Origin of the sequence: Bradyrhizobium mercantei (genome assembly GCF_001982635.1) — a bacterium.
In the GTDB taxonomy this organism is placed as follows: Bacteria; Pseudomonadota; Alphaproteobacteria; order Rhizobiales; family Xanthobacteraceae; genus Bradyrhizobium; species Bradyrhizobium mercantei.
The window spans coordinates 1-1,549 of sequence record NZ_MKFI01000030.1 but is presented as its reverse complement, the minus strand read 5'-3'; the positions used below and the strand labels follow the sequence as shown (position 1 = coordinate 1,549).

General features: G+C 69.8%; 3 protein-coding genes. All 3 read right to left on the bottom strand.

Annotated elements, in window-relative coordinates; all coding sequences use genetic code 11:
- The coding region (locus BI327_RS40675) for a dihydrofolate reductase family protein (RefSeq protein WP_167386939.1) at window positions 1–282 on the bottom strand (282 nt) is incomplete at its 3' end.
- A gap of 144 nt (window positions 283–426) precedes the next feature.
- Window positions 427–1,275 (bottom strand): metal ABC transporter permease, encoded by an 849-nt coding sequence (locus BI327_RS40670; RefSeq protein ID WP_033504402.1) that lies wholly within the window; start codon window positions 1,273–1,275, stop codon window positions 427–429.
- Window positions 1,272–1,549: metal ABC transporter permease (locus BI327_RS40665; RefSeq protein WP_143271805.1), on the bottom strand; the 278-nt coding region annotated here is incomplete at its 5' end. The genes BI327_RS40670 and BI327_RS40665, both read right to left, overlap by 4 nt.

Here is a 1,549-nt window from a genome sequence, read left to right as displayed (position 1 = left end):
GTGCTTGGGCGCGCTGTTCAGGCGGTCCGCCAGCGGGCGGCTGCYCGAACCGGCCGGCACGTGGGGCCAGTAGCCCGCGAAGATGTCGTAGGTGCGCCGGCCCAGCAGCAGTTCGAACGGCGCCGCCATCAGGTCGCGCACGTGCCTGCCGATGGCGTCGTTGGCATAGGGCACGGTCCAGCCGCCCAGCCGGAAGCCGCCGGACGGGTCTTCATTCGGCCCACCGGGGGCCTGCACCACGCCGTCCAGGCTGGTGAAGAGGGAAACGATGAGTTTGCGCATGCCGTTCTCCAGGAGAGGGGATCGAGAGGACCCCTGGCACTACGACGAACGAGCCGGGCGCACATCGACAGGGCCGATGCAATAAATGTCTTCGAACCGTCCGGCCCGGCGTCCGCTGGCGGATGCCGGGCCAGACGCGGCGCGTCAACCCGGATGCGGCTGATGCTCGCCCCGCGCGCCTTGCCCGCGGGTGCCGATCAGCGCCAGGATGAAGACGGCGGCCAACACCACGACGATGGTCGGGGCCGGCGCGCTGTCGAGGAAGAAGCTGAGGTAGGTCCCGGCCAGGCAGGCCGCGAGCGACACGGCGACCGCGACCCACAGCATGGCGCTGAAACGCCGCGTGAGCAGGAAGGCGATCGCGCCCGGGCCGATCAGCAGCCCGATCACCAGGATGATGCCGACCGCCTTGAGCGCGCCCACGACGGTCAGTGAAAGCAGGATCAACAGGCCGTAGTGCAAGCCGCGGACGGGCAGCCCGACCACGCGCGCCTGCCCCGGATCGAACGCGTGCAGCAGGAAATCGCGCCACTTCAGGCCGATGACGCCGACCACCAGCAGCGCGATGACACCGCTCTGGAGCAGATCGCGCGGGTTCGCGCCCAGCAGGTCGCCAAACAGGATGTGGTTCAGGTGCAGATCGGATTTGACCGCGACGTGCAGCACCACCCCCAGCCCGAACAGGCTCGAGAACACCACGCCCATGATCGTGTCCTGCTTGAGGCGGCTGTGCGCCCGGATGAAGCCGGTCCCCAGGGCGCAGACCAGGCCGGCCACGACCGCGCCGACCTCCAGCGGAATCCCGGCGACGTAGGCGAGCACCACGCCCGGCAGCACCGCGTGGGAAATGGCGTCGCCCATCAGCGCCAGGCCCTTCAGGACCAGCAGGCACGAGAGGATCGCCGTCGGCACCGCCACCACGACGGCGATCAGCAGGGCCTCGCGCATGAAATCGAACTGCAGCGGCAGGAAAAGGGATTCCAGGATAGTCATGCGTCGGCCCTCGCCGCCTTGATGCGCCGGCGCGCGGCCAGCAACCCGTGCTTGGGCGCGCAGACAAAGGCGAGCAGGAACGCCAGGGCCTGCAGCACCACGATGACCCCGCCGGTGGCGCCGTCCAGGAAGTAGCTCAGGTAGGCCCCCACGCCGCTGCTGGCCGCGCCCAGCGCGACGCTGATGGCCAGCAGGCGGCCGAACCGGTCCGTCAGCAGATAGGCGGTTGCGCCGGGCGTGATGACCATGGCCACCACCAGCAGCCCTCCTACCG

Coding starts and splice junctions, on each gene's coding strand:
- BI327_RS40670 (WP_033504402.1), bottom strand. CDS start 1,275: ATGACTATCCTGGAATCCCTTTTCCTGCCGCTGCAGTTCGATTTCATG.